Below are 21,249 nucleotides of genomic sequence, written 5' to 3'. Positions count from 1 at the left end.
TGGCGCCACGGCCCATCGCCTCACCCTCCGGCAGCGTCCGCCAGGTGATCCGCCCTGCCGCCACGATCCGGCACCCGGGTCCGCGCAGCCGACTGGGCAGCCACGCTATTCGCCCAGCGTGAACGACGAGCCGCAGCCGCAGGTCGCCTGGGCGTTCGGATTGTGAATCACGAACTGGGCGCCCTTGAGTTCCTCGCGATAGTCGATCTCGGCACCGATCAGGTAGGGGTAGCTGGCGGCATCGACCAGCAGCGAGACGCCGTCGCGCACCAGCGTGCGGTCGTCCGCGCCCACCGCCTCCTCCAGCGCAAACCCGTACTGAAAGCCGGAGCAGCCGCCGCCCTCCACGAACACGCGCAGCTTCAGGTTGGGATTGCCCTCGCGGGCGATCAGCTCGGCCACCTTGGCCACCGCCGCATCGGTGAACACGATCGACTCCGCCGGGTCCGACAGACCCTGGGTTTCACGCATCGGGGCATTCATGGTCAACTCCAGTTCCAACAATTGCACGAGGGGTCCGGATCCCCGGCGCGGTACACACCGCAAGGGATTCCGCCATCAGGGCGCGCGCTCCACGTCCTCCACGCCCGGGGTTTCTGCCGCCCCCGGCGGCAACGCGGGCGGCTCGGCCAGCAGCACCGGCTCCGGCGCCTGCGGCGCGATCGGCTGGGGCTGCAATTGTCCGACCACCACCGCGCCGGGTTGCATCTCCAGCATCTTGTAGCGCACATCGCCTTCGATGCGCGCGCCGGCCAGCAGTTCCAGCCGTTCGCGCGCCTGCACCGGCCCGACGATGGTACCGGCCACGCTCACCTCATCGGCGCGCACCGCGCCCTCGATCCGGCCGCTCGCGCCCACCACCAGCGCGCTGGGCGCGCCGCCCTCGGCCATCACGTCGCCCACGACCTGGCCGTCGACCTGCAGCCCCCCGCGAAAGGCACAGGCGCCCTGCACCCGCAATTCGGTGCCGATGACGCTGCGAATCTGCACCGGCCGCTTCATGCCCAGCATGGCAAGTCCCTTCCAATGTCCCTTTCGGTCGCCAGCCTGTCTTTTAGCACGAGCCGGCCTTCGAAGCCCTGCGGCGACAAGACAAAACCGCGCAGACCCGGGGAGTCTGCGCGGTTTGGGGGCGGGAGCCCGCAGGGCTCGCCCGGCGATCAGCGCTTGCTGAACTGCTTGCGCCGACGCGCCGAGTGCAGGCCGACCTTCTTGCGCTCGACCTCGCGCGCGTCGCGCGTGACGAAACCCGCCGCCGACAGGGCCGGCTTGAGGTTCGCGTCATAGTCGATCAGGGCGCGCGTGATGCCGTGGCGGATCGCGCCGGCCTGGCCCGATTCGCCGCCGCCGCGCACGTTGACCTGGATGTCGAAGCTGTCGACATGCTCGGTCAGCACCAGCGGTTGCCGGCTGATCATGATCGAGGTCTGGCGGCCGAAGAACTCGTCAATCGCCTTGCCGTTGACCGTGATCTTGCCCGAACCCTTCTTCAGAAACACGCGGGCGACGCTGGACTTGCGTCGGCCGGTGCCGTTGTTCCATTCACCAATCATCGTGCCGCTCCTCAGACTTCCAGCACCTTGGGCTGCTGCGCGCCGTGCGGATGCTCGGCGCCACCGTAGACCTTCAGCTTCTTGATCATGGCGTAGCCTAGCGGGCCCTTGGGCAGCATGCCCTTGACCGCCTTCTCCAGCACACGGCCGGGATGGCGCGCCTGCATGTCGCGAAAGTTCGTCTCGCGCAGGCCACCGGGGTAGCCGGTGTGGCGGTAATAGATCTTGTCGGTCTCCTTGGCGCCGGTGACGCGCAACTTGGAGGCATTGACGACGACGATGAAGTCGCCGGTATCGACGTGAGGCGTGTAGATGGCCTTGTGCTTGCCGCGCAAACGGTGGGCCACTTCGCTGGCAACCCGTCCGAGCACCTTGTCGGTGGCGTCAATCACAAACCACTCGCGCGTCACGTCAGCGGGCTTGGCGCTGAACGTTTTCATGCGGTTTCCTGGTTCAGGATGGTCTGGCCGGCCCTTTTCCACGGTCGGTGCTCCTCATCGGGCGGGAGCCTCTTAGGTGGGATGTACTGCTTCTGCCGCGGGGCCGAAAACGCTGCAAAACCATGCATTGTACTTCGTCTGCCTCAACGCGACAAGGTTTGCCGCGCGCCCGCGGTGGGGCCTGGCGCTACCATCGCGCCATGTTCAGCTATCGCCACGCGTTCCATGCCGGCAACCACGCCGACGTGCTCAAGCACCTCGTGCTGGTGGCCACGCTGCGCCACCTGATGCAGAAGGACGCGCCGCTCACGCTGATCGACACCCACGCAGGCGCCGGCGTGTACCGCATCGACGGCGAGGCCGCGCGCACCTCGGGCGAGGCACTCGCCGGCATCGGGCGCCTGCAGCCGGAGCACGCTGGCACGCCTGCGCCAGCCGACGTGCTCGCCGACTACCTGGGACTGCTGGCCGGCTTCAACCGATCGGCACCCGCGGGCGCGGCATGGCGCGTCTACCCCGGCTCGCCGCTGCTGATGCATGCCCTGATGAGCGAGCCCACGCGCGCCGCCGTGCGCGACCGGTTGCGCCTGTTCGAACTGCACCCCAGCGACTTTCGCGCGCTGGCGGCGCACGTGGCGCAACTGCATGCCGGACGCCAGGTGCAGGTCGAGCGCAGGGACGGGTTCGACGGGCTGAAGGCCCTGCTGCCACCGCCCGCGAGCGCCGGGGGCTCGCGCCGCGCGCTCGTGCTGATCGACCCGAGCTATGAAATCAAGAGCGACTATGCCAGGGTGGCAACCGCGATTCAGGACGCGCTGCAGCGCTTCGCGACCGGCGTCTACCTCGTCTGGCACCCGATCATCGCGCGTCCGGAAGCCCATGCCCTGCCGCGACGCCTGAAGACGCTGGCCCGCCAGGCCGGGCGGGCCTGGCTGCACGCCACGCTGCATGTGGGCCAGGTCGCGGCGGGTGGCCTGTCGGCCAGCGGCATGTTCGTCATCAACCCCCCGCACACGCTGGCGGCGGCCTTGCGCGACGCGCTCCCCCGGGTGCGCGACGCCCTGGCCCGGGGCCCCAACGCGAACTGGCACGTGGACACGTCCGACTGATCCGGACCGCACCATCGGGCGGCCTGCTCACGCACGATGCATGCCGGGCGCCGGCCGCGATACAAGCTCTTACGAACCGACGCCGCAGACCCCCTAGACTGCCACCCGGATCCCATGGCGCGTCGGCTGCGCCACCGCCAGACCTGTAGCCCCCCCACCGACCGCGCCGCGCAAAGGACCTCCAATGCAGACACGATCCCTCCGGCTGTTCCAGGCCTCGCTGCTCGGCATCGGCCTGCTGCTCAGCGCCTGTGGTGGAGGCGGCACGGGCGCCGCCAGCCTGTCCACCGTGCCACCGAGCGCTGGCGGGGGGGCGTCGGCGCGACCACCGGTCGCCAGCGGTCGCCAGGTGCCGGCACCACTCCATGGGGTGACGGTGGACGACGTCAGCGGCCTGTCGTCCATCACCGAGTCCCTGTCCCGGCTGTCGCGCACGCCGACCACCCGCATCGTGTTCGACGAATACCAGTCCGCTGCCAGCTATCGCAAGGCAACCGAGGCGATCCACGAAGTCAGCTATGTGATGGGCGAGATCCTCGATTCCCAGTACCTCACCACGGTTGACGTGAAAGGTTACCTGGACCGCACGCGCGAGTATCTCGCCGCCCTCGGAGACGTCGTCGACATCTGGGAGATCGGCAACGAAATCAACGGCGAATGGATGGGCAGCAACGCCGACGTGGTGGCCAAGATGACGGGCGCCTACGACATCGCCAAGGGCCAGGGCCGCACCACCGCGCTGACCCTCTATTACAACGAGGACTGCTGGGAGAAGCGCAGCAACGAGATGTTCACCTGGGCCCAGGCCAACGTGCCGGAACGCATGAAACAGGGACTGGACTACGTGCTGGTGAGCTACTACGAGGAAGACTGCAACAACCTCAAGCCCGACTGGAATGCGGTGTTCACGAAACTGGCCGCGATGTTTCCCCATGCCCGGCTCGGTTTCGGTGAGGTCGGCACCAGCGATCCGGACGCCAAGGCGGCCTACCTGCGGCGCTATTACGCCCTCAAGCCAGCGGTGGCCAACTACGTGGGCGGCTATTTCTGGTGGTATTTTCGCCAGGACATGGTGCCGGCCACCAAGCCATTGTGGCGCACGCTCGACGAGGCCATCGCGGCGACGCACTGAGCGGCCGCGGGTCCGGACGGCGGGCGGATCCACCGGCCGCCACGACCCAGGTGCTCCGGCACGCGCGCCACCAACTCCCTATACTTGAATGTCCCGCAGGCACCGGCCGCCGGCCGGTGCCGACGTGGCCAGAGCATGGGCGGCGCCCCAGGAGACGCACGGCGTGTATACCCAATCCCTTTCCATCCCGGACGATGCCGAGCGCCCCGCCAGCGTGCTGCCAGGCGGCGCCGATGCCACGGCCACCCAGGACAGCGCGCACCAGGCCCGCTTCGACGCGCGCATCGCTGAAGATGCCCGCATCGAACCGCGCGACTGGATGCCCGAGGCCTATCGCAAGACCCTGGTGCGCCAGATCAGCCAGCACGCGCACAGCGAGATCGTCGGCATGCTGCCCGAGGGCAACTGGATCAGCCGCGCCCCGAGCCTCAAGCGCAAGGCCATCCTGCTGGCCAAGGTGCAGGACGAAGGCGGCCACGGCCTGTACCTGTACAGCGCCGCCGAGACGCTGGGCACCTCGCGCGCCGACATGCTGGACGCCCTGCATTCCGGCAAGGCCAAGTACAGCAGCATCTTCAACTACCCGGCGCTCACCTGGGCCGACGTCGGCGTGATCGGCTGGCTGGTCGACGGCGCGGCGATCATGAACCAGATCCCGCTGTGCCGCTGCAGCTACGGACCCTATGCGCGTGCCATGGTGCGGGTGTGCAAGGAAGAGTCCTTCCACCAGCGCCAGGGCTACGAGTCGCTGCTGGTGCAGATGCAGGGCAGCGAGGCACAGCGCGAGATGGTGCAGGACGCCGTGAATCGCTGGTGGTGGAAATGCCTGGCCATGTTCGGCCCGCCCGACGCCGACAGCCCGCACAGCGCGCAGGCGGCGCGCTGGGGCATCAAGCGCTTTTCCAACGATGAACTGCGCCAGAAGTTCATCGATGCCACCGTGCCCCAGGCCCGGGTGCTGGGCGTCGAGCTCCCCGACCCGGACCTGAAGTGGAACGAGCAGCGCGGCCACCACGACTACGGCGCCATCGACTGGGACGAGTTCTGGCAGGTGGTGGCTGGCCACGGCCCGATGAACCGCGAGCGCCTGGCCACGCGCGTCAAGGCGCACAACGATGGTGCCTGGGTGCGTGCAGCCGCGGCCGCCCATGCCGAAAAGCAGCAGGCCCGCGCCCGCAAGGCCGCCTGACCCCAAGGAGACACGATGAGCACGCAACCCGCACTCAAGGACTGGCCGCTGTGGGAAGTCTTCGTGCGCAGCAAGCAGGGCCTGGAACACAAGCACTGCGGCAGCCTGCACGCCAGCGACAGCGCGCACGCGCTGCAGATGGCGCGCGACGTCTACACGCGCCGCCAGGAAGGCGTGAGCATCTGGGTCGTGCCGTCGCACCTGATCGCGGCCAGCGATCCCGAGGACAAGGACATCCTGTTCGATCCGGCCAGCGACAAGATCTACCGCCACCCGACCTTCTACGAGATCCCGGACGAAGTGGGGCACATGTGATGGACGCCCGCGCGAGCACCCAGGCGCCCGTCGACTACCTGCTGCATCTGGCCGACAACGCCCTGATCCTCGGCCAGCGCAACGCCGAATGGTGCGGCCACGCCCCCATCCTGGAAGAAGACCTGGCGATGGCCAACCAGGCGCTCGACCTGATCGGGCAGGCGCGCCTGCTCTACCAGTGCGCCGCCGAGCGCCTGAACGCCCAGGGCCACGCGACGCGTCCCGGCACCTGGCCCGCCGGCCCCGTCACCGAGGACGTGCTGGCCTATTTCCGCGATGATCGCGCGTTTCGCAACTACACCCTGCAGGAGCTGCCGCACAGCCCCGGCCTGGTGCCTGCCGGCGTGGGCGACCGCGACTGGGGCATCAGCATCGTGCGCAACTACCTGTACGCGGTGCTGATGGAACTGGTGTGGCAGCGGCTGGCCGAGGCGCCCGACGCGCAACTCGCCGCCATCGCCGCCCGGAGCCTGAAGGAGGTGCGCTACCACCTGCGCCACGCGCGCGACTGGCTCGTGCGGCTGGGCGACGGCACGCCGGAATCGCACCAGCGCGCGCAGGCCGCCGTCGACTACCTGCTGCCCTTCACCGAGGAATTCTGGGCCGCCAGCGACGTCGATGCGCTCGCGGCCAAGGCCGGCGTCGACGTGCCCGGCCTGCGCGGCGAGTGGAACCGCCGCGTCGATGCCGCCCTGCAGGAGGCCACGCTGGCGCGCCCGCCCGCCGTCACCGGCTACGTGCCGCAGGGCAAGCAGGGCATCCATTCCGAGCACCTGAGCTACCTGCTGGCCGAGATGCAAAGCCTGGCGCGCGCGCATCCGGGGGCGACGTGGTGAGCCTGCCAGCGACCACCCTGGACTTGCTCCCCCTCCCCAAAGGGTCGGGGGAGCAAGACCTGGCGCTCGAGCGCCTGGAAGCACTGCTCGGCCAGCTCACCGACCCCGAGATCCCCGTCATCAGCTTGCGCGAAATGGGCATCCTGCGCGCCGTGCGGCAGGCCGCCGATGGCCAGGTCGAGGTGGTCATCACGCCCACCTACAGTGGCTGTCCGGCGATGAGCCAGATCGCGGACGATGTCGCCGCCGCGCTGCGCCAGGCCGGCGTCGACGGGCGCGTGGTGACCCAGCTCGCGCCGGCCTGGACCACCGACTGGATGACGGACGAGGCGCGCGAGAAGCTCCGTGCCTGGGGCATCGCGCCGCCTGCGTGCGCAAGCGCTGGCCCCGCCACGCCGTTCCAGCTGACGCGCCGCAAGAAGACGACGGGCGGCAGCCTCGGGGATGCCGGACCTGCCGTCCCCTGCCCGCAATGTGGTTCCCGCCACACCACCGAGATCTCCCACTTCGGCTCCACGGCCTGCAAGGCGCTCTACCGCTGCCTCGACTGCCTGGAGCCTTTCGACTATTTCAAGCCGATATGAAGGAAGCCCTCCTGAGTCGCCAGCGGCGCCTTCCTCCCTCTCTCTCCGGTGGGGAGGACAACGCCAGCGGCCGGCACAGGTCCGGCCACGGGGTTCGCTGGCATGGCCTGCTCCGCGGTCCTTCGGCGCTGGCGGCGCCACGACCCGCCGCCCATTGACATCCAACCCGGAATCCGCCATGGCCAGCCCCCGCTTTCACGAGCTCACCGTCGCCCGCATCAGCCCCGAGGCGGCCGGCGCGGTGGCCATCACGTTTGCCGTGCCGCCCGAACTGCACGAGGTCTTCGCCTTCGAGCCCGGCCAGTTCCTGACCCTGCGCGCACAGCTCGATGGCGAGGACGTGCGGCGCAACTACTCGATCTGCTCGACCCGTCGCCGCTACCGCCAGGCGCGCGAGCTGGAAGTGGGCATCCGCCCGATGCAGGGCGGCCTGTTTTCCAACTGGGCGGCCACGCGCCTGAAGGCCGGCGACCGCCTGGCCGTGCTGCCGCCCGACGGCCGCTTCACCATGCGCCGGCCGCACGCCCTGCACCGTGTCGGCTTTGCCGCCGGTTCGGGCATCACGCCGATCCTCAGCCTCGTCGCCAGCACGCTGGAAGACAGCCCGACCGCCAAGTTCACCCTGGTCTACGGCAACCGGCGCATGGCCAGCGTGATGTTCAACGAGGCGCTGCAGGACCTGAAGGACAAGTACCGCGACCGCCTGACCCTGATCCATGTGCTCTCGCGCCAGGCGCAGGAGGTGCCGCTGCTGGAAGGGCGGATCGACGCCGCCAAGGTGCGCCAACTCGTCGACACCCTGCTGCCGTCGGCCAGCATGGACGAGGTCTTCATCTGTGGCCCCGAAGCCATGATCGACGCGACCCAGGCAGCCCTGGTCGAGGCCGGCGTGCCGCAGGACCGCATCCGCACCGAGCGCTTCAGCTCGCCGCGCCTGGACGTGCTGGATGCCGAGGCGCGCGCCGCCGCGCTTCAGCATGCCGATCCCGAGGCGCCGGCGGGCGAGGTCGCGCTCACGCTGACGCTGGACGGCAAGACGCACCAGCTCGCCATGCAGCGCGGCCAGCGCGTGCTCGACGTGGCCCTGGCCGCCGGCCTGGACGCCCCGTTTTCCTGCCGCGATGGCGTCTGCTGCACCTGCCGCGCCAAGGTGCTGGCGGGCAGCGTGACGATGGACAAGAACTTCAGCCTCGAACCCGACGAACTGGCACAGGGCTTCGTGCTGACCTGCCAGGCGCGCCCGGACACGGATGCGCTGTCGATCAGCTACGACGAGCGCTGAGCGGGATTCGCGTTCGACGGACGCGCGCATCCGACGCCAGCCCCGTTTCCATGCTCCAGTCGTCACGCCACCAGCTCGCCCTGGCCCTGCTCATGCTCGTGCCCGCCCTGTGGGCGGTCAACTACCTGATCGCCCGCAGCGCCCCGGGCGTGATCGCGCCCAACATGCTGGCGGGCCAGCGCTGGCTGCTCGCGGGCCTGCTGTTTTGCGCCCTGACGCACCGCGAACTGTGGGCGCAGCGTCGCGCCGTGCTGGCCGACTGGCGCCACGCCCTGGTGCTGGGCACGCTGGGCATGTGGATCTGCGGCGCCTGGGTCTACCTGGCCGGCCAGACCACCAGCGCGGTCAACCTCGCGCTCATCTACTCGCTGGCGCCGGTGCTGATCGTGCTGGTCTCGCGCCTGTGGCTGAAGGAGCCGTTCAGCGCGGTGCAGTCGCTGGGCGTGGCGCTGGCGCTGGCCGGCGTGCTGCATGTGGTGCTCAAGGGCGAATGGTCGCAACTGGCCCGGGTGCAGTGGGTGGTGGGCGACGCCTGGGTGCTGGGCGCGGCGCTGTCCTGGACCTTCTTTTCCATCCTGCTCAAGCGCTGGTCCAGCCCCTTGAGCGAAAGCGCGCGCCTGGGCACGATCAGCCTCGCGGGCGTGCTGGTGATCCTGCCGTTCGCGGCCTGGGAGGCGCTGACCGCGCCCGAGCCGGCGTTTTCAACACAGGGCCTGCTGCTGGCGCTGGCCGGCGCGCTGCTGCCAGGCTACGCCGCCTACCTGGGCTATTCGGTGATGCTGCGCGAACTCGGCCCGGCTCGCGTCAGCGTCGTGCTCTACCTGGGGCCACCTTACGGCGCGCTGATGGCCTGGCTGGTGCTGGGCGAATCGATCCACGTCTACCACGCAGTCGGACTGGCCCTGATCCTGCCCGGCATCTACCTGGTCAACCGGCGGCGGGCGGCTTGAAGCGCCGGCCGTCCCGGGCACGGCGCGCGCAAGCACCAGCACGGGCCACCAGGCGCCCGCAGGCGGCCCGGTTGAATCCAAAAACGATTGATTGCTTGGCTTCTTCACGAGCCCCGCATGAACCTTGACTTCCGCTGCTTCGATCACCTCCACCTGTTGGGTGAGAGCGCGTCCAACTGCCGTTTTCAGGTTCAACCGTCGATGGTATCGGGCGCCAGCACGTGCAGTTCCACTGCAGCCACGCCGTCGATGCCGACGGCCTGGGCGGCGGCCTTGCTCAGGTCGATCACGCGCCCGGCCACGAAGGGGCCGCGGTCGTTGATGCGCACCACCACCTCCTTGCCGTTGTCCGGGTTACGCACCAGCACCTGGGTGCCGAACGGCAGCGTCTTGTGCGCCGCCGTGAGCTCGTTCATGTCGTAGCGCTCGCCGTTGGCCGTCAGGCGTCCGTGGAAGCCCGGGCCGTACCAGGACGCCAGGCCGTGCTGCGGAGCGCTGCCCGGCTTGAGCCGCAGTTCGCCGTGCCCAGGCGCCAGGCCGCCCAGTGCCGGCGCGCGCGGCAACTCGAACTCGGCCGAGCGGCCGCCCGAGCGCGACTTGAACCCGGTGTAGTTCGGGCAGCGCACATCGTGCACCGCCCGCGCAGAACTGCAGGGCTCGGAGAGCAGCGGTGTGGAAGTGTTCGTGGAGGCCGTCTGTGCCGCCAGGGGTCCGGCGACGAAGCAGAAGGTGCCGAGCCAGAACCAGCGGCGCAGAGAACCTTCAGGCAGACGGCGTGCACTTCCCTGAGCCGGAACCACGCCAGACTGGCGCAGCCCGGGAGAGGTGTCCCGTGACATGGTTCCCGATTCTACGGATTCCCGGGCACCTGTGGTCCCGTTTTTGTATCCAGGTCCAGCTTTCAGATACAAAACTCGAGGTCAGGCGGGTTGAACAGACCGATTCGTTCTAACTCGGCGAATCCTTTGCAAACATTCTTCTGTCGCTCAAGCGCCCAGGCCGAGGCGCGCGCACAACGCCAGCGTCGGTGCCGCCTGATTCAGGGTATAGAAATGCAGGCTCGGGGCGCCCCCGGCGACCAGGCGTTCGCACAGCCGCGCCATGACCTCGGCGCCGAAAGCGCGGATCACCGCCACATCGTCGCCGAAGCCCTGCAGGCGCAGGCGCATCCAGCGCGGCACCTCGGCGCCGCAGTTGTCGGCGAAGCGCAGCAGCCCGGCGCTGTTGGTGATCGGCATGATGCCGGGCACCACCGGCACCTGAAGCCCGAGCGCGTGCACCTCGTCGACGAAGTGGAAGTAGGCGTCGGCGTTGAAGAACATCTGCGTCACCAGCACGTCGGCACCGGCGCGCACCTTGGCCGCCAGCGCTTGCAGGTCGGCCTGGGGCGAACGCGCCTGCGGATGCACCTCGGGGTAGCAGGCGGCGTAGATGCGAAAGTGGCTGCCCGTTTCGGCGCGGATGAATTCGATCAGTTCGCTGGCGTACTGGAACTCGCCGCCGGCGCCGTAGCCGCTCGGCAGGTCGCCACGCAACGCCACCAGCCGCGTCACGCCCATGTCCCGCAGTTCGGCGAGCTGGCTCCGCACGCTGGCGCGGGTGGCGCCGATGCAGGAGAAGTGGCTGGCGGCATCGACGCCCTCGGCCAGCATCTCGGCGACGGCCGCAAAGGTGCCGGCCTGGGTCGATCCGCCGGCGCCATAGGTCATGGAGCAGAACTCGGGCCGCAGCGCGTAGAGCTGGCGGCGCACGCCGCGCAACTTGTCGACCCCCTCGGGCGTCTTGGGCGGAAAGAACTCGAAACTGATGGGCAGGGTCATGGAAATCGCTGGCGGGCACCGCCCGGAACGGCGCGGGCGTGGATGAAGAACTCGCGGTTGCCGTCACCGCCGGAGATGGGGCTGTCCAGCCAGGCCTGGACCACCAGTCCAGCCTCGGCGCAGGCGGCGCGCAGGCGCCGTTCGACCTGCGCGTACAGGCCCGCGTCGCGCACGATGCCGCCCTTGCCGATGTCGGCCGGCCGCAGCTCGAACTGGGGCTTGGCCAGCAGCAGCAGGTCGCCCCCGGGCGCCAGCAGCGGCGCCAGCGCCGGCAGCACCAGGGCAAGCGAGATGAAGGACAGATCGCCGACGATCAGCTCGAAATCCGCATCGGATCGACCTTCGGTGCCGGTCTGGAAGGCGTCAGCGGCCCTCAATCGGGCAGCGCTCAATTGCCGCGCGTTGACGCCCTCCAGCACCCGCACGCGTGCGTCGGCGCGCAGGCGCGGGTGCAGTTGGCCGTGGCCGACATCCACGCCGACCACGCGCGTCGCGCCGTGCTGCAGCAGGCAGTCGGTGAAGCCGCCGGTCGACTGCCCGACGTCCAGGCAAGTGCGTCCGGCGACCACGATCCCGGTGGCTGCCAGGGCACCCTCGAGCTTGAGGCCGCCGCGCGAGACGTAGCGCGCCTCCGCCGCATCCAGCAGTTCGATCTCGGCATCCGGGGGCAGCACATCGGACTTGGCCAGGACGCGCCAGCCATCGGGCGCGCGCCAGCGCGCGCCGGACGCGATCAGGCGCTGGGCCTGGCTGCGGCTGGCGGCCAGGCCCCGCTCGACCAGCTGCTGGTCGGCGCGCACGGAACGTTGAACCAGCATGGACGCGTGGCGTCGGCGCCTGTCGTCGTCAGTAGCGGTAGCTGTCGCTCTTGTACGGCCCCTGCACCGGCACGCCGATGTAGGCCGCCTGCGCCTTGGTGAGCTGGGTGAGCTGCACGCCCAGCCGGGACAACTGCAGGCGTGCCACCTTCTCGTCCAGGTGCTTGGGCAGCACGTAGACCTGGCCCACTTCGTAGTCCTTCTGGCGCGTGAACAGCTCGATCTGCGCCAGCGTCTGGTTCGCGAAGCTGGAACTCATGACATAGCTCGGGTGGCCGGTGGCGCAGCCCAGGTTCACGAGGCGCCCCCTGGCCAGCAGGATGATGCGCTTGGCGGGCTTCTTGCCTTCGCGCGGGAAGATCACGTGGTCCACCTGCGGCTTGATCTCCTCCCACTGACAGTGCTTCTCCAGCGCCGCCACCTCGATCTCGTTGTCGAAGTGTCCGATGTTGCAGACGATGGCCTGGTCCTTCATGGCCGCCATGTGGGCGTAGGTGATGACGTCGCGGTTGCCGGTGGCGGTGACGAAGAGGTCGGCCTTGTCGGCGGCGTAATCCATGGTGACCACGCGGTAGCCCTCCATCGCCGCCTGCAGAGCGCAGATCGGATCCACCTCGGTCACCCAGACCTGGGCCGAGAGGGCTCGCAGCGCCTGCGCACTGCCTTTGCCGACGTCGCCATAGCCGCACACGACGGCGATCTTGCCGGCCACCATGACGTCGGTGGCGCGCTTGATGCCGTCCACCAGCGATTCGCGGCAGCCGTACAGGTTGTCGAACTTGCTCTTGGTGACCGAGTCGTTGACGTTGATGGCGCGCATCTTCAGCGTGCCCCGGGCCGACATCTCGGCCAGGCGATGCACGCCCGTCGTCGTTTCCTCGGTGACACCGATGACCTGCGCCAGACGCCGGCTGTACCAGCTTGCGTCCTGCTTCAGGCGCGCCTTGATGGCGGCGTACAGCACGCGCTCTTCCTCGCTGGTCGGCCGGGCGAGCGCCTTCGGATCCTGCTCGGCGCGCGCGCCCAGGTGCAGCAGCAGCGTGGCGTCGCCGCCGTCGTCGAGGATCAGGTTCGGGCCCTCGGCCTTGCTGCCCTTGCCGCCGAATTCGAAGATGCGGTGCGTGTAGTCCCAGTAGTCGGCCAGAGACTCGCCCTTGACCGCGAACACCGGCGTGCCTTCGGCGGCAATCGCGGCCGCCGCGTGGTCCTGGGTCGAGAAGATGTTGCACGAGGCCCAGCGCACCTGGGCGCCCAGCGCCTGCAGGGTCTCGATCAGCACCGCGGTCTGGATCGTCATGTGCAGGCTGCCGGCGATGCGCGCGCCCTTGAGCGGCTGCTTCTTCGCGTATTCGGCGCGGATCGCCATCAGGCCGGGCATCTCGGTCTCGGCGACGGCGATCTCGCGGCGCCCCCAGGCGGCCAGCGACAGGTCGGCAACCACGGCATCCTGCACGGGCGCCGCAACGGGTTTCAGGACTGCACTCAAGGTCTTCTCCAATCCGGTGTCTGGAACCACGCGACCTTGGGAAGAGCGACTCACCCGCCGGCCCGGCGTGGGTGAGCGTCGTTGCGATGATGAATCTCCGAGCCTCGCGCCACCGCACGGACGGGCGGCGCTGCAACGCTCCTCGGAAGCCGCAAATTATAGCGGTCCAGGCTCATTGACAAGTCTTGCCAAGACGTAAAATGCGCGCATGAGCACCGTCACCATGAACATCTCGCTGACCGGCGAGCTCAAGGCTTTCGTCGACGCCCGCGTCAAGGCGCGCGGCTACAGCAGCACCAGCGAGTACATGCGCGAGCTGGTGCGTCGCGACGCCGAGCGCGCGGCCGAGGAACGCTTCGTGGCGCTGATCCAGGAGGGCATCGATTCCGGCATCGATCCACGCCCCTGGAGCGAATTGCGCGATGAGTGGACAGCACGCATCGAGGCCGCGCGCACGGCTCGAAGCCCGGCGTCTCGGTGATTCCCGTTGTCCTTACCCGTCAGGCCGTCGCGGACCTGGAAGACGCGTTTGCACACTACCTCGAGGCGGTCAATCTGACGCTCGCCGAGCGCTTCCGAGATGACGTCGAGGTCGCGCTGAGGCACATCTCGCTCCATCCGGGCACCGGCTCCACCCGCTACGCTCGCAGCGGCAGCCATGAGACCTTGCGATTCTGGACGCTGAACCACTTTCCCTTTGCCCTGTTCTATCTCGCAGGTCCGCAGCGCATCGACGTCGTGCGCGTGCTGCACCAGGCCAGCGACATTCCGCAACACCTGCCACCACAATAACGACCTGTGTCCCTCGCTTCCGAAACGCGGCGCCGCCGCACCTTCGCCATCATCTCGCACCCCGACGCCGGCAAGACCACGCTGACGGAAAAGCTGCTGCTGTTCTCCGGCGCGATCCAGATCGCCGGCAGCGTGAAGGCGCGCAAGGCCACGCGCCACGCCACCAGCGACTGGATGGAGATCGAGAAGCAGCGCGGCATCTCGGTGGCTTCCAGCGTGATGCAGATGAGCTACCGCGACCACGTCATCAACCTGCTCGACACGCCGGGCCACAAGGACTTCTCCGAGGACACCTACCGCGTGCTCACCGCGGTCGACTCGGCGCTGATGGTGATCGATGCGGCCAACGGCGTGGAGGAAATGACGCGGCGCCTGATCGAGGTCTGCCGGCAGCGCGACACGCCGATCATCAGCTTCGTCAACAAGATGGACCGTGAGGTGCGCGACCCGCTCGACATCCTGGACGAGGTCGAGCGCGAGCTCGGCATGCCCTGCTGCCCGATGACCTGGCCGGTCGGCCACGGCAAGACCTTTGCCGGCATCATCGACCTGCGTGCGCGGCACATGACGGTGTTCCAGGCCGGCGGCGACCGGCGCCCGCAGGACTTCGAGGTCATCCCGCTGAGCGAGGCCGAGACCCTGCGCCGGCGCTTCGGCAGCGCCTTCGACGAGGCCATGGAAAGCATGGAGCTGGCGGTTGGCGCCTCGGCCGAATGGGATCACGCCGAATTCCTGGCGGCGCGGCTGACCCCGGTGTTCTTCGGCTCCGGCGTCAACAACTTCGGCGTGCGCGAAGTGCTGGACGCCGTAGTCGACATGTCGCCGCCGCCCGGGCCACGCCTGGCCTGGTCCGGCAGCGGCGAGGCGCGCGAGCAGGTCACGGTGCATCCGGAGGACCCGTTCTTCTCGGGCGTGGTGTTCAAGGTGCAGGCCAACATGGACGCCAACCACCGCGACCGCATCGCCTTCGTGCGCGTGGCCAGCGGCAAATACACCCCAGGCATGAAGATGAAGGTGCAGCGCACCGGCAAGGAGCTGCGCCCGACCAGCGTCGTCACCTTCATGAGCCAGCGCCGCGAGGCGGTGGAGGAGGCCTACGCCGGCGACATCGTCGGCTTCACCACGCACGGCGGCGTGCAACTGGGCGACAGCATCAGCGACGGCCCGGCGCTGCAGTTCACCGGCCTGCCCTTCTTCGCGCCCGAGCTGTTCATGACCGTGGTGCTGAAGAACCCGCTGCGCACCAAGCAACTGCAGCAGGGCCTGATGCAGCTCGGCGAGGAAGGCGCGATCCAGGTCTTCAGGCCCGAGGCCGGTGGCAACATGCTGCTGGGCGCCGTCGGCCAGCTGCAGTTCGAGGTCGTGCAGCACCGGCTGAACACCGAGTACGACTGCGACGTGCGGCTGGAGGGCTGCCAGTACACCGGCGCGCGCTGGATCACCGCCGACAGCCCGGCCGAGCTGCGCGAGTTCGAGCGCGCCTACCCGCTGCGCATGGCGCGCGACGCCGCCGACACCCTGGCCTACCTGTGCACCTCGCCCTACGACGTGCGCCTGGCGCAGGAGCGCTTCCCGAAGATCCACTTCCACCCGCTGCGCGAGCACGCCGGGCTGGCGCTGCAGCAGGCGGCGTGACGCGCGAGCCCCGCGCGCCGGGGTTCAGCGCCGCTGCGCCTGCGCCCAGTCCGCCAGCAGCGCGTGCGCGTCCAGGTAGCTCACCACCGCCTGGCGCCAGTTGTTCTCGGCGATCACGCGCGAGGCTTCGACCGCGGCCAGCTCCTGGTAGGCATTGACGAGCTCGATCAGGCTGCGCCGGCCGACCTTGAACTGCAGTTCGTAGAGCTCGACCACGCTGGCCGAGGCGCCGATCTGCTCCTGCGCCGCGGCGATCTCGCGCTGGCTTTGCTCCATGTCGGCCTCGGCCGTGGCCGAGCGCTGCTCGACCTCGCGCTGCAGCAGCTCGGCGCGCTGCTCGGCGGCGCCGATCTGCTTGGCCGCGCTCTGCACCGTGAAGTCGGCGCTGCGGTCGAAGAAGGACCAGTTGAGCACCACGCGCGCGTAGCGCTGGTTGCCGGCGCCGGCTTCCAGGTCGACGCGCGGCAGGCGCTGCTGGCGCAGCGTCTGCTGGTCGGCGCGGATGGCATCGGCCTCGCGCTGCTGCGCCACGATGGCGGGATGCACGCGCGTCTCGGCGCCGGCCGGCAGGCGCGCCCGCCATTCGGCGGTGATCGGGTTGTCCAGCGTGGCGTCCAGCCGCGTGTAGCGTGACAGCCGCGACAGCGCGAGCTGCACGGCCTTTTCGTACTGCACGATGCGCATGCGCACCTGCAGCGCGCGCGACTCGGCCTGCACCAGCTCGTAGCGGCGCCCCGGGTCGTTGGCCACCACCACCTCGAGGTCGCCGACGATCTTCTCGTGCCGCGCCAGGTTGCGCTGTTCGACGTCGGCCAGCTCCCGGGCGCGCAGCGCCTCCAGGAAGAACTGGGCCACGCTGCCTGCGACCTGCTCGCGCGTCTGCGTGATCCTGGACTCGAGCGATTCGCGGCGCCGCTCCTCGCGCAGGATCGACGATTCGATGGAGCCGGCGGCGTACAGGTTGACGCGGCCGACGACGCCGCGAAACGGCTGGTTGAAGCGGTCCGGGTTGGCGATGAAGCCGCCGGCCTCGGCGGCCAGCGTGGGGTAATGCTGGGCGCGCGCGGCGTCGGCCCGCGCCTCGGCCACCTCCTCGTTGGCCTGGGCCTCGAGCACCGAGGGGTCGCGCGTGACGGCATCGGCAATCAGTCCGGCCAGCCCGGCCGCCTGCGCCGCGCCGCCCAGCGCCAGCAGCACGCCAGCCGCGAGCCGTCGGCGCAGGGCGCGGCGATCGAACCGGTTCAGATCCATGCGGGCCTCCTGGCGCCGTGCCGCGAGTTGCCTCTCTCCCTGACTTCCACCAGCGGCGAAAGGAGCCAGAGCGCGGGCTGTCGGGGGGCGGTTCTCATTGGGAGACGTGCGTGCGAGCGGCTTGGCGGGTGCGGCGCCCTGACCGCGCGGCGCGTGCCGGCGTCGGCTGGACAGGCCTGGTGGCGACCGGGCGTCATTGTGTCATTGAGCCACCCGGCCCCCACCCCAGCCCTCTTCCCAGAGGGGCGAGGGAGCAACACCCGCGCGAGGCCGCAGGCCGTGGCGATCCAGTGCGACGCGGGTTCGCTCCACCATCGCGTCCACGATGCGTGTCGACGGTCCCCCATCGAACCGCCGCACTGGATTGCCGCGTCGCCCGCGGCGCCTCGCGATGGGACCGACAACCCACCACCTCAGCGCTCGCGCAGGGCCTGCTTCAGCCGCGTGATCGGCTTGGTCAGGTACTGGAACACCGTCTTCTGGCCGGTCTTGATGTCGACCGTGGCGATCATGCCGGGGATGATGGGCATCACCTTGCCGTCGCGATCCGTCAGCTCGCTGCCGACGGTCTGCACGATCACGCGGTAGAAGGATTCGTCGGCGTTCAGCTTGAGCTCGCTCGGGCGCCGGTTGTCCTGCAGCGTGTCGGGGCTGATCAGCGTCACCTTGCCGTCCAGCCCGCCATAGAGGGCGTAGTCGTACGCCGTCAGCTTGACCAGCGCGTCGTCGTCGGGCTTGATGAAGGCCACGTCCTGCGGGCGGATGTAGGCCTCGACCAGCAGCGGGCCTTCCACCGGCACGATCTCCATGATCTCCTGGCCGGCGCTGATGACGCCGCCCACGGTGTTGATGCGGATGTTCTTGACCACCCCGCGCAACGGCGCCTTGATCTCCGCGCGCTTGACCGGGTCGGCGCGCGCCGCCGCCACCTCCTCGGCCTGCGCCAGCTCGGCCTCGACGCGCACCAGGTCGGTGTTGGCGTCGGACTGGAACTTGTTGCGCCGCTCGGTCATCTGCAACTGCAGTTCGTTGGCCTGGCGCTTCATGCGCAGGATCTCGACCTCCGACACCACGCCCTTGGCGGCCATCGGCTCGGTGATGGCGATCTCGCGGTCCAGCAGCTGCTTGCTCTGCTGCAGGCCCTGCACCGATTCGCTCACGGCCCGCGTGCGCGCCTTGAAGGCCGCGGTTTCGCGCGCCACCAGTTCGGCCGGGGTGCCGGGCGCGAACTTCAGCGGCACGCCGTAGGCCTCCGAGCGCAGGCGCGCCGCCGTCGCCTCGAGCGCGCGCGCCTTGTTCTGTGCCTCGCGGAACACCGCCAGCGAGCGCGCCGTGTCCAGCTTGACCAGCACCTGGCCAGCCTGCACCAGGTCGCCCTCCTTGACCAGCATCTCGGCCAGCACGCCCGGGTCCAGGCTCTGGATCACCTGCTCGCGACTCGATGGGATGACGCTGCCCTGGCCACGCGTGACCTCGTCGACGCTGCTGAACCAGGCCCAGGCGATGAAGCCCGCCACCAGCAGGGTGATCAGGCCCAGCGTCCAGAAGATGCCGGTATGGCGCTCGTGCTGCAGCGCCGCCTGCAGGTCGTTGAGCAGGGGCAGGTCCTGCTGCGCCACGCGTTCGCGGCCGGCCGCGCCGGCCCGTCCCTTACGCCACATCCTCGGCCTCCCGGTCGGCCTCGACCGCGGCCGCATCGGCCGCCGTCGCCGCATGCAGCGGCACCACCTGCACCTTGAGCGCCTTGCCGCCCGCCTGGGCCGGCGCGCGCGCGGGGGTCGCACCGGCGGCCGGCGCCGCCTTGCGTGCCGGGCCGCGCAGCTTCTGCAGCACGGCGTCGCGCGGGCCGTCCATCACCACCTGGCCGTTGTCGATCACGATGATGCGGCTCACCATCTGCAGCACCGCCGGGCGGTGCGTCGCCACCAGCATGGTGCGGTCGCCGGCCCACTGCGCCAGCGCCCGCAGCGCCATGCGCTCGCTCTGCTCGTCCAGGCCACTGGTCGGCTCGTCCAGCAACAGCACGCGCGGGTCGCGCAGCGTCAGCCGCGCCAGCCCCACCATCTGGCGCTGGCCACCCGACAGGCCGTGGCCGTCCTCGCCGATCGGCAGGTCCAGCGCCAACGGGTGCGCGCGCACCAGCCTGTCCAGGCCGAAGCGGTGCAGCGCCGCCATCAGTTCCTCGTCGCTGGCGAAGCGGTCCGAGCGCCCGAGGTCGAGGTTTTCGCGCAGCGTGCCGAAGAACAGGCGCGGCTGCTGGCCCAGCAGGCTGACCTGGGCGCGCAGGTCGGCCGGGTCGATCTGGCGCAGGTCCATGCCGTCCAGCAGCACGCCGCCCTCGCTGGCGGTGAACAGCCCGGCCGCCAGCCGCAGCAGGGTCGACTTGCCGCTACCGATGCGGCCCAGCAGGGCCACCTTCTCGCCCGGCTGGATCGTCAGGTTCAGTCCGCGCAGCACCAGCGGCCCCGGCTGGTCGCCCAGCTTGTACTGGTAGCCCGCGCCCTCGAAGCGCAGCGCGCCGCGCACCGTGCCCGGGCTGATGTAGCTGCGCGTGCTGTCGCGCTCGGACTTGCGGCCGACGATGCTGTCGATGCCCTGCAGCGCCACGCGCGCCTGCTGGAAACGCACCATCAGCCCCGCCACCTGCGACAGCGGCGCCAGCGCGCGGCCCGACAGGATCACGCAGGCGATCAGCGCGCCCATGGTGATGCGGTCGGCCGGGTTCGGCGCGTGGATCAGGTAGGTGCCGTAGATCACCAGGAACACGGTGTTCATCTGCTGCACCAGCACCGAGAAGTGGATGACGATGTTGCTCCAGTCCTTGAGCTTGATCGACGAGGCCACGGTCGCCGCCGTGAAGCCGTCCCACTTGCGCTGCGCCCAGTTGCTCGCGTTGTGCGACTTCAGCGTCTCCAGGCCCTCGATCGCCTCCACCGCCAGGCCCTGGCGCTGCGACGACTCGCGCATCGAGGCGTAGGTGTACCTGGACAGCGGCACCTGCGCCAGCAGGCCCATGCCCACCACCAGCGGGATCGTCAGCAGCGGCACCAGCGCCAGCGGGCCCGCCACCAGCCACATGATGGCGATGAACAGCAGGATGAACGGCAGATCGACCAGCGCCAGCAGCGAGGCGCTGGTCATGAAATCGCGCACCGACTCGAAGTCGCGCAGGTTGTTAGCATACGAGCCCGCCGACACCGGCCTTTCCGCCAGGTCCAGCGCCAGCAGGCGCCGGAACAGCGCCGAGCTGATGATGAGATCCGCCTTCTTGCCCGCGATGTCGGTCAGCCGCGCGCGCAGCGTGCGCGCCATGAACTCGAACAGCGCCGCGCCCAGGACACCGATGCTCAGCACCCACAGCGTCTCGTAGGCGCGGTTCGGGATCACGCGGTCGTACACGTTCATGACGTAGAGCGAGCCGATCAGCGCCAGCACGTTGACGATCAGCGAGGTCACCACCACCTGGGCGTAGTAGCCCTTGAAGCGCCACATCACCTTCCAGAACCAGCCCTGGCCCATGGCGTATTCGGGCAGCTCCGAGCGCCGGTCCTGCGCCGGCCGCGCCTTCACCAGCCAGCACCAGCCGGCGTACTCGGCCGCCATCTGCTCGGCCGTGAGCAGGGCGCGCGCGCCGTCGGCCGCCACCAGCTCGTAGTGGCGCGCGCCGCTCGCGTCCTGCGTGATCGCGTTCACCACCGCCGCGCCGCCAGCGTGCGTGATCAGCAGCAGCGGCGCCGCCGCCGCCGGGATCTGGTCCAGCGGCCGCTCGCTCGGCTGGTTGTCGAAGCCCTCGCTGCGCAGCACCTCGGCCAGGCTGGCAAAGTCCACGCGCCCCTCGGGCCCCCGCAGCGTCTGCGCCGCCAGCGCCTCGGCCGACAGCGGGTGGCCGAGCAGGCGCGTGAGCAGGGAAAACTGGTCGAACAGGGCAGTCATGATGGGAAAGTTCGCGGGGTGCCAGGCGGCGCCAAGTCGCTGCGCAGTCTAGCGCGCCCGTTGCTGCAGCGGCGCCTTAAAACAAAAGATCGCGCCACGGGTGTGGCGCGATCGTGAGAATTGC

General features: G+C 69.6%; 21 protein-coding genes, 1 pseudogene and 1 riboswitch. Of the genes and pseudogenes, 11 read left to right on the top strand and 11 right to left on the bottom strand.

The window, feature by feature from the left end; genetic code table 11:
• Positions 1-105: 105 nt before the first annotated feature.
• From erpA to rplM, 4 genes are all read right to left on the bottom strand, one after another.
• The gene (gene erpA, locus PKA16_RS01630; RefSeq protein ID WP_324399769.1) at positions 106-471 is read right to left on the bottom strand and encodes an iron-sulfur cluster insertion protein ErpA; all 366 of its coding nucleotides are present in this window, start codon (positions 469-471) and stop codon (positions 106-108) included.
• Between the two features lie 87 nt (positions 472-558).
• Positions 559-1,011, bottom strand: coding sequence for a polymer-forming cytoskeletal protein (locus PKA16_RS01625; protein WP_324399727.1), 453 nt, complete (start codon positions 1,009-1,011; stop codon positions 559-561).
• A gap of 149 nt (positions 1,012-1,160) precedes the next feature.
• Entirely contained in the window at positions 1,161-1,553 is a 393-nt protein-coding gene (gene rpsI, locus PKA16_RS01620) for a 30S ribosomal protein S9 (RefSeq protein ID WP_324399725.1), read from the bottom strand.
• 11 nt (positions 1,554-1,564) lie between these two features.
• Positions 1,565-1,993 carry a 50S ribosomal protein L13 gene (rplM, locus tag PKA16_RS01615; RefSeq protein ID WP_324399723.1) on the bottom strand — a complete coding sequence of 143 codons (429 nt, stop codon included), beginning with the start codon at positions 1,991-1,993 and terminating at the stop codon, positions 1,565-1,567.
• A gap of 200 nt (positions 1,994-2,193) precedes the next feature.
• Here rplM and rlmJ point away from each other — a divergent pair, with 200 nt between their 5' ends.
• The 8 genes from rlmJ (at position 2,194) to PKA16_RS01575 (ending at position 9,390) form a co-directional block, all read left to right on the top strand.
• Entirely contained in the window at positions 2,194-3,102 is a 909-nt protein-coding gene (gene rlmJ / locus PKA16_RS01610; protein WP_324399721.1) for a 23S rRNA (adenine(2030)-N(6))-methyltransferase RlmJ, read from the top strand.
• A gap of 184 nt (positions 3,103-3,286) precedes the next feature.
• Positions 3,287-4,234, top strand: coding sequence for a hypothetical protein (locus tag PKA16_RS01605; protein ID WP_324399719.1), 948 nt, complete (start codon positions 3,287-3,289; stop codon positions 4,232-4,234).
• Positions 4,235-4,397: 163 nt separating this feature from the next.
• Positions 4,398-5,423: a 1,2-phenylacetyl-CoA epoxidase subunit PaaA gene (gene paaA / locus PKA16_RS01600; protein WP_324399716.1), complete on the top strand. Its 1,026-nt coding sequence runs from the start codon at positions 4,398-4,400 to the stop codon at positions 5,421-5,423.
• A 15-nt stretch (positions 5,424-5,438) separates the two neighbouring features.
• Entirely contained in the window at positions 5,439-5,738 is a 300-nt protein-coding gene (gene paaB / locus PKA16_RS01595) for a 1,2-phenylacetyl-CoA epoxidase subunit PaaB (RefSeq protein WP_324399714.1), read from the top strand.
• Entirely contained in the window at positions 5,738-6,574 is an 837-nt protein-coding gene (gene paaC / locus PKA16_RS01590) for a 1,2-phenylacetyl-CoA epoxidase subunit PaaC (RefSeq protein WP_324399712.1), read from the top strand. The genes paaB and paaC overlap by 1 nt, the downstream gene beginning before the upstream one ends.
• Before the next feature lie 59 nt (positions 6,575-6,633).
• Positions 6,634-7,158, top strand: a complete 525-nt coding sequence (paaD, locus tag PKA16_RS01585; protein WP_324399767.1) for a 1,2-phenylacetyl-CoA epoxidase subunit PaaD — start codon at positions 6,634-6,636, stop codon at positions 7,156-7,158.
• Positions 7,159-7,336: 178 nt separating this feature from the next.
• The gene (gene paaE, locus PKA16_RS01580) at positions 7,337-8,440 is read left to right on the top strand and encodes a 1,2-phenylacetyl-CoA epoxidase subunit PaaE (RefSeq protein WP_324399710.1); all 1,104 of its coding nucleotides are present in this window, start codon (positions 7,337-7,339) and stop codon (positions 8,438-8,440) included.
• Between the two features lie 50 nt (positions 8,441-8,490).
• Positions 8,491-9,390 carry a DMT family transporter gene (locus tag PKA16_RS01575; protein WP_324399708.1) on the top strand — a complete coding sequence of 300 codons (900 nt, stop codon included), beginning with the start codon at positions 8,491-8,493 and terminating at the stop codon, positions 9,388-9,390.
• A gap of 191 nt (positions 9,391-9,581) precedes the next feature.
• Here the strand turns inward: PKA16_RS01575 and PKA16_RS01570 are convergent.
• From PKA16_RS01570 to ahcY, 4 genes and pseudogenes are all read right to left on the bottom strand, one after another.
• Positions 9,582-9,884: pseudogene (locus PKA16_RS01570) on the bottom strand (septal ring lytic transglycosylase RlpA family protein); the annotation flags it as partial.
• 492 nt (positions 9,885-10,376) lie between these two features.
• Positions 10,377-11,210 (bottom strand): methylenetetrahydrofolate reductase [NAD(P)H], encoded by an 834-nt coding sequence (metF, locus tag PKA16_RS01565; RefSeq protein ID WP_324399706.1) that lies wholly within the window; start codon positions 11,208-11,210, stop codon positions 10,377-10,379.
• Complete coding sequence (locus PKA16_RS01560; protein WP_324399765.1) at positions 11,207-12,010, bottom strand: TlyA family RNA methyltransferase; 804 nt, start codon at positions 12,008-12,010, stop codon at positions 11,207-11,209. The genes metF and PKA16_RS01560 overlap by 4 nt, the downstream gene beginning before the upstream one ends.
• 46 nt (positions 12,011-12,056) lie before the next feature.
• Entirely contained in the window at positions 12,057-13,514 is a 1,458-nt protein-coding gene (ahcY, locus tag PKA16_RS01555) for an adenosylhomocysteinase (protein ID WP_324399704.1), read from the bottom strand.
• A 66-nt stretch (positions 13,515-13,580) separates the two neighbouring features.
• Positions 13,581-13,664: riboswitch (S-adenosyl-L-homocysteine riboswitch) on the bottom strand.
• Positions 13,665-13,722: 58 nt separating this feature from the next.
• On the opposite strand from ahcY, the gene PKA16_RS01550 reads away from it, so the two are divergent.
• Genes PKA16_RS01550 through PKA16_RS01540 form a run of 3 tightly spaced genes read left to right on the top strand, consistent with a single transcriptional unit; the run spans position 13,723 to position 15,941 of the window.
• On the top strand, positions 13,723-13,995 hold the full coding sequence (locus PKA16_RS01550; RefSeq protein ID WP_324399702.1) for a type II toxin-antitoxin system ParD family antitoxin: 273 nt from the start codon (positions 13,723-13,725) through the stop codon (positions 13,993-13,995).
• Positions 13,941-14,306, top strand: coding sequence for a type II toxin-antitoxin system RelE/ParE family toxin (locus tag PKA16_RS01545; protein ID WP_324399700.1), 366 nt, complete (start codon positions 13,941-13,943; stop codon positions 14,304-14,306). Before PKA16_RS01550 ends, PKA16_RS01545 begins: the two co-directional genes overlap by 55 nt.
• 6 nt (positions 14,307-14,312) lie before the next feature.
• On the top strand, positions 14,313-15,941 hold the full coding sequence (locus PKA16_RS01540; RefSeq protein ID WP_324399699.1) for a peptide chain release factor 3: 1,629 nt from the start codon (positions 14,313-14,315) through the stop codon (positions 15,939-15,941).
• A 24-nt stretch (positions 15,942-15,965) separates the two neighbouring features.
• Here PKA16_RS01540 and PKA16_RS01535 read toward each other — a convergent pair whose 3' ends face one another.
• From PKA16_RS01535 to PKA16_RS01525, 3 genes are all read right to left on the bottom strand, one after another.
• A complete protein-coding gene (locus tag PKA16_RS01535) occupies positions 15,966-17,192 on the bottom strand; it encodes a TolC family protein (RefSeq protein WP_324399697.1) in 1,227 nt (408 codons plus the stop codon).
• A 413-nt stretch (positions 17,193-17,605) separates the two neighbouring features.
• Entirely contained in the window at positions 17,606-18,853 is a 1,248-nt protein-coding gene (locus PKA16_RS01530; protein ID WP_324399695.1) for an HlyD family type I secretion periplasmic adaptor subunit, read from the bottom strand.
• Positions 18,843-21,125 carry a type I secretion system permease/ATPase gene (locus PKA16_RS01525; RefSeq protein ID WP_324399693.1) on the bottom strand — a complete coding sequence of 761 codons (2,283 nt, stop codon included), beginning with the start codon at positions 21,123-21,125 and terminating at the stop codon, positions 18,843-18,845. The genes PKA16_RS01530 and PKA16_RS01525 overlap by 11 nt, the downstream gene beginning before the upstream one ends.
• Between the last annotated feature and the right edge of the window lie 124 nt (positions 21,126-21,249).

The sequence above is a fragment of the Ottowia sp. genome (genome assembly GCF_035325765.1).
GTDB lineage: Bacteria > Pseudomonadota > Gammaproteobacteria > Burkholderiales > Burkholderiaceae_C > Ottowia.
This window is presented reverse-complemented; position numbering and strand designations above follow the sequence as displayed.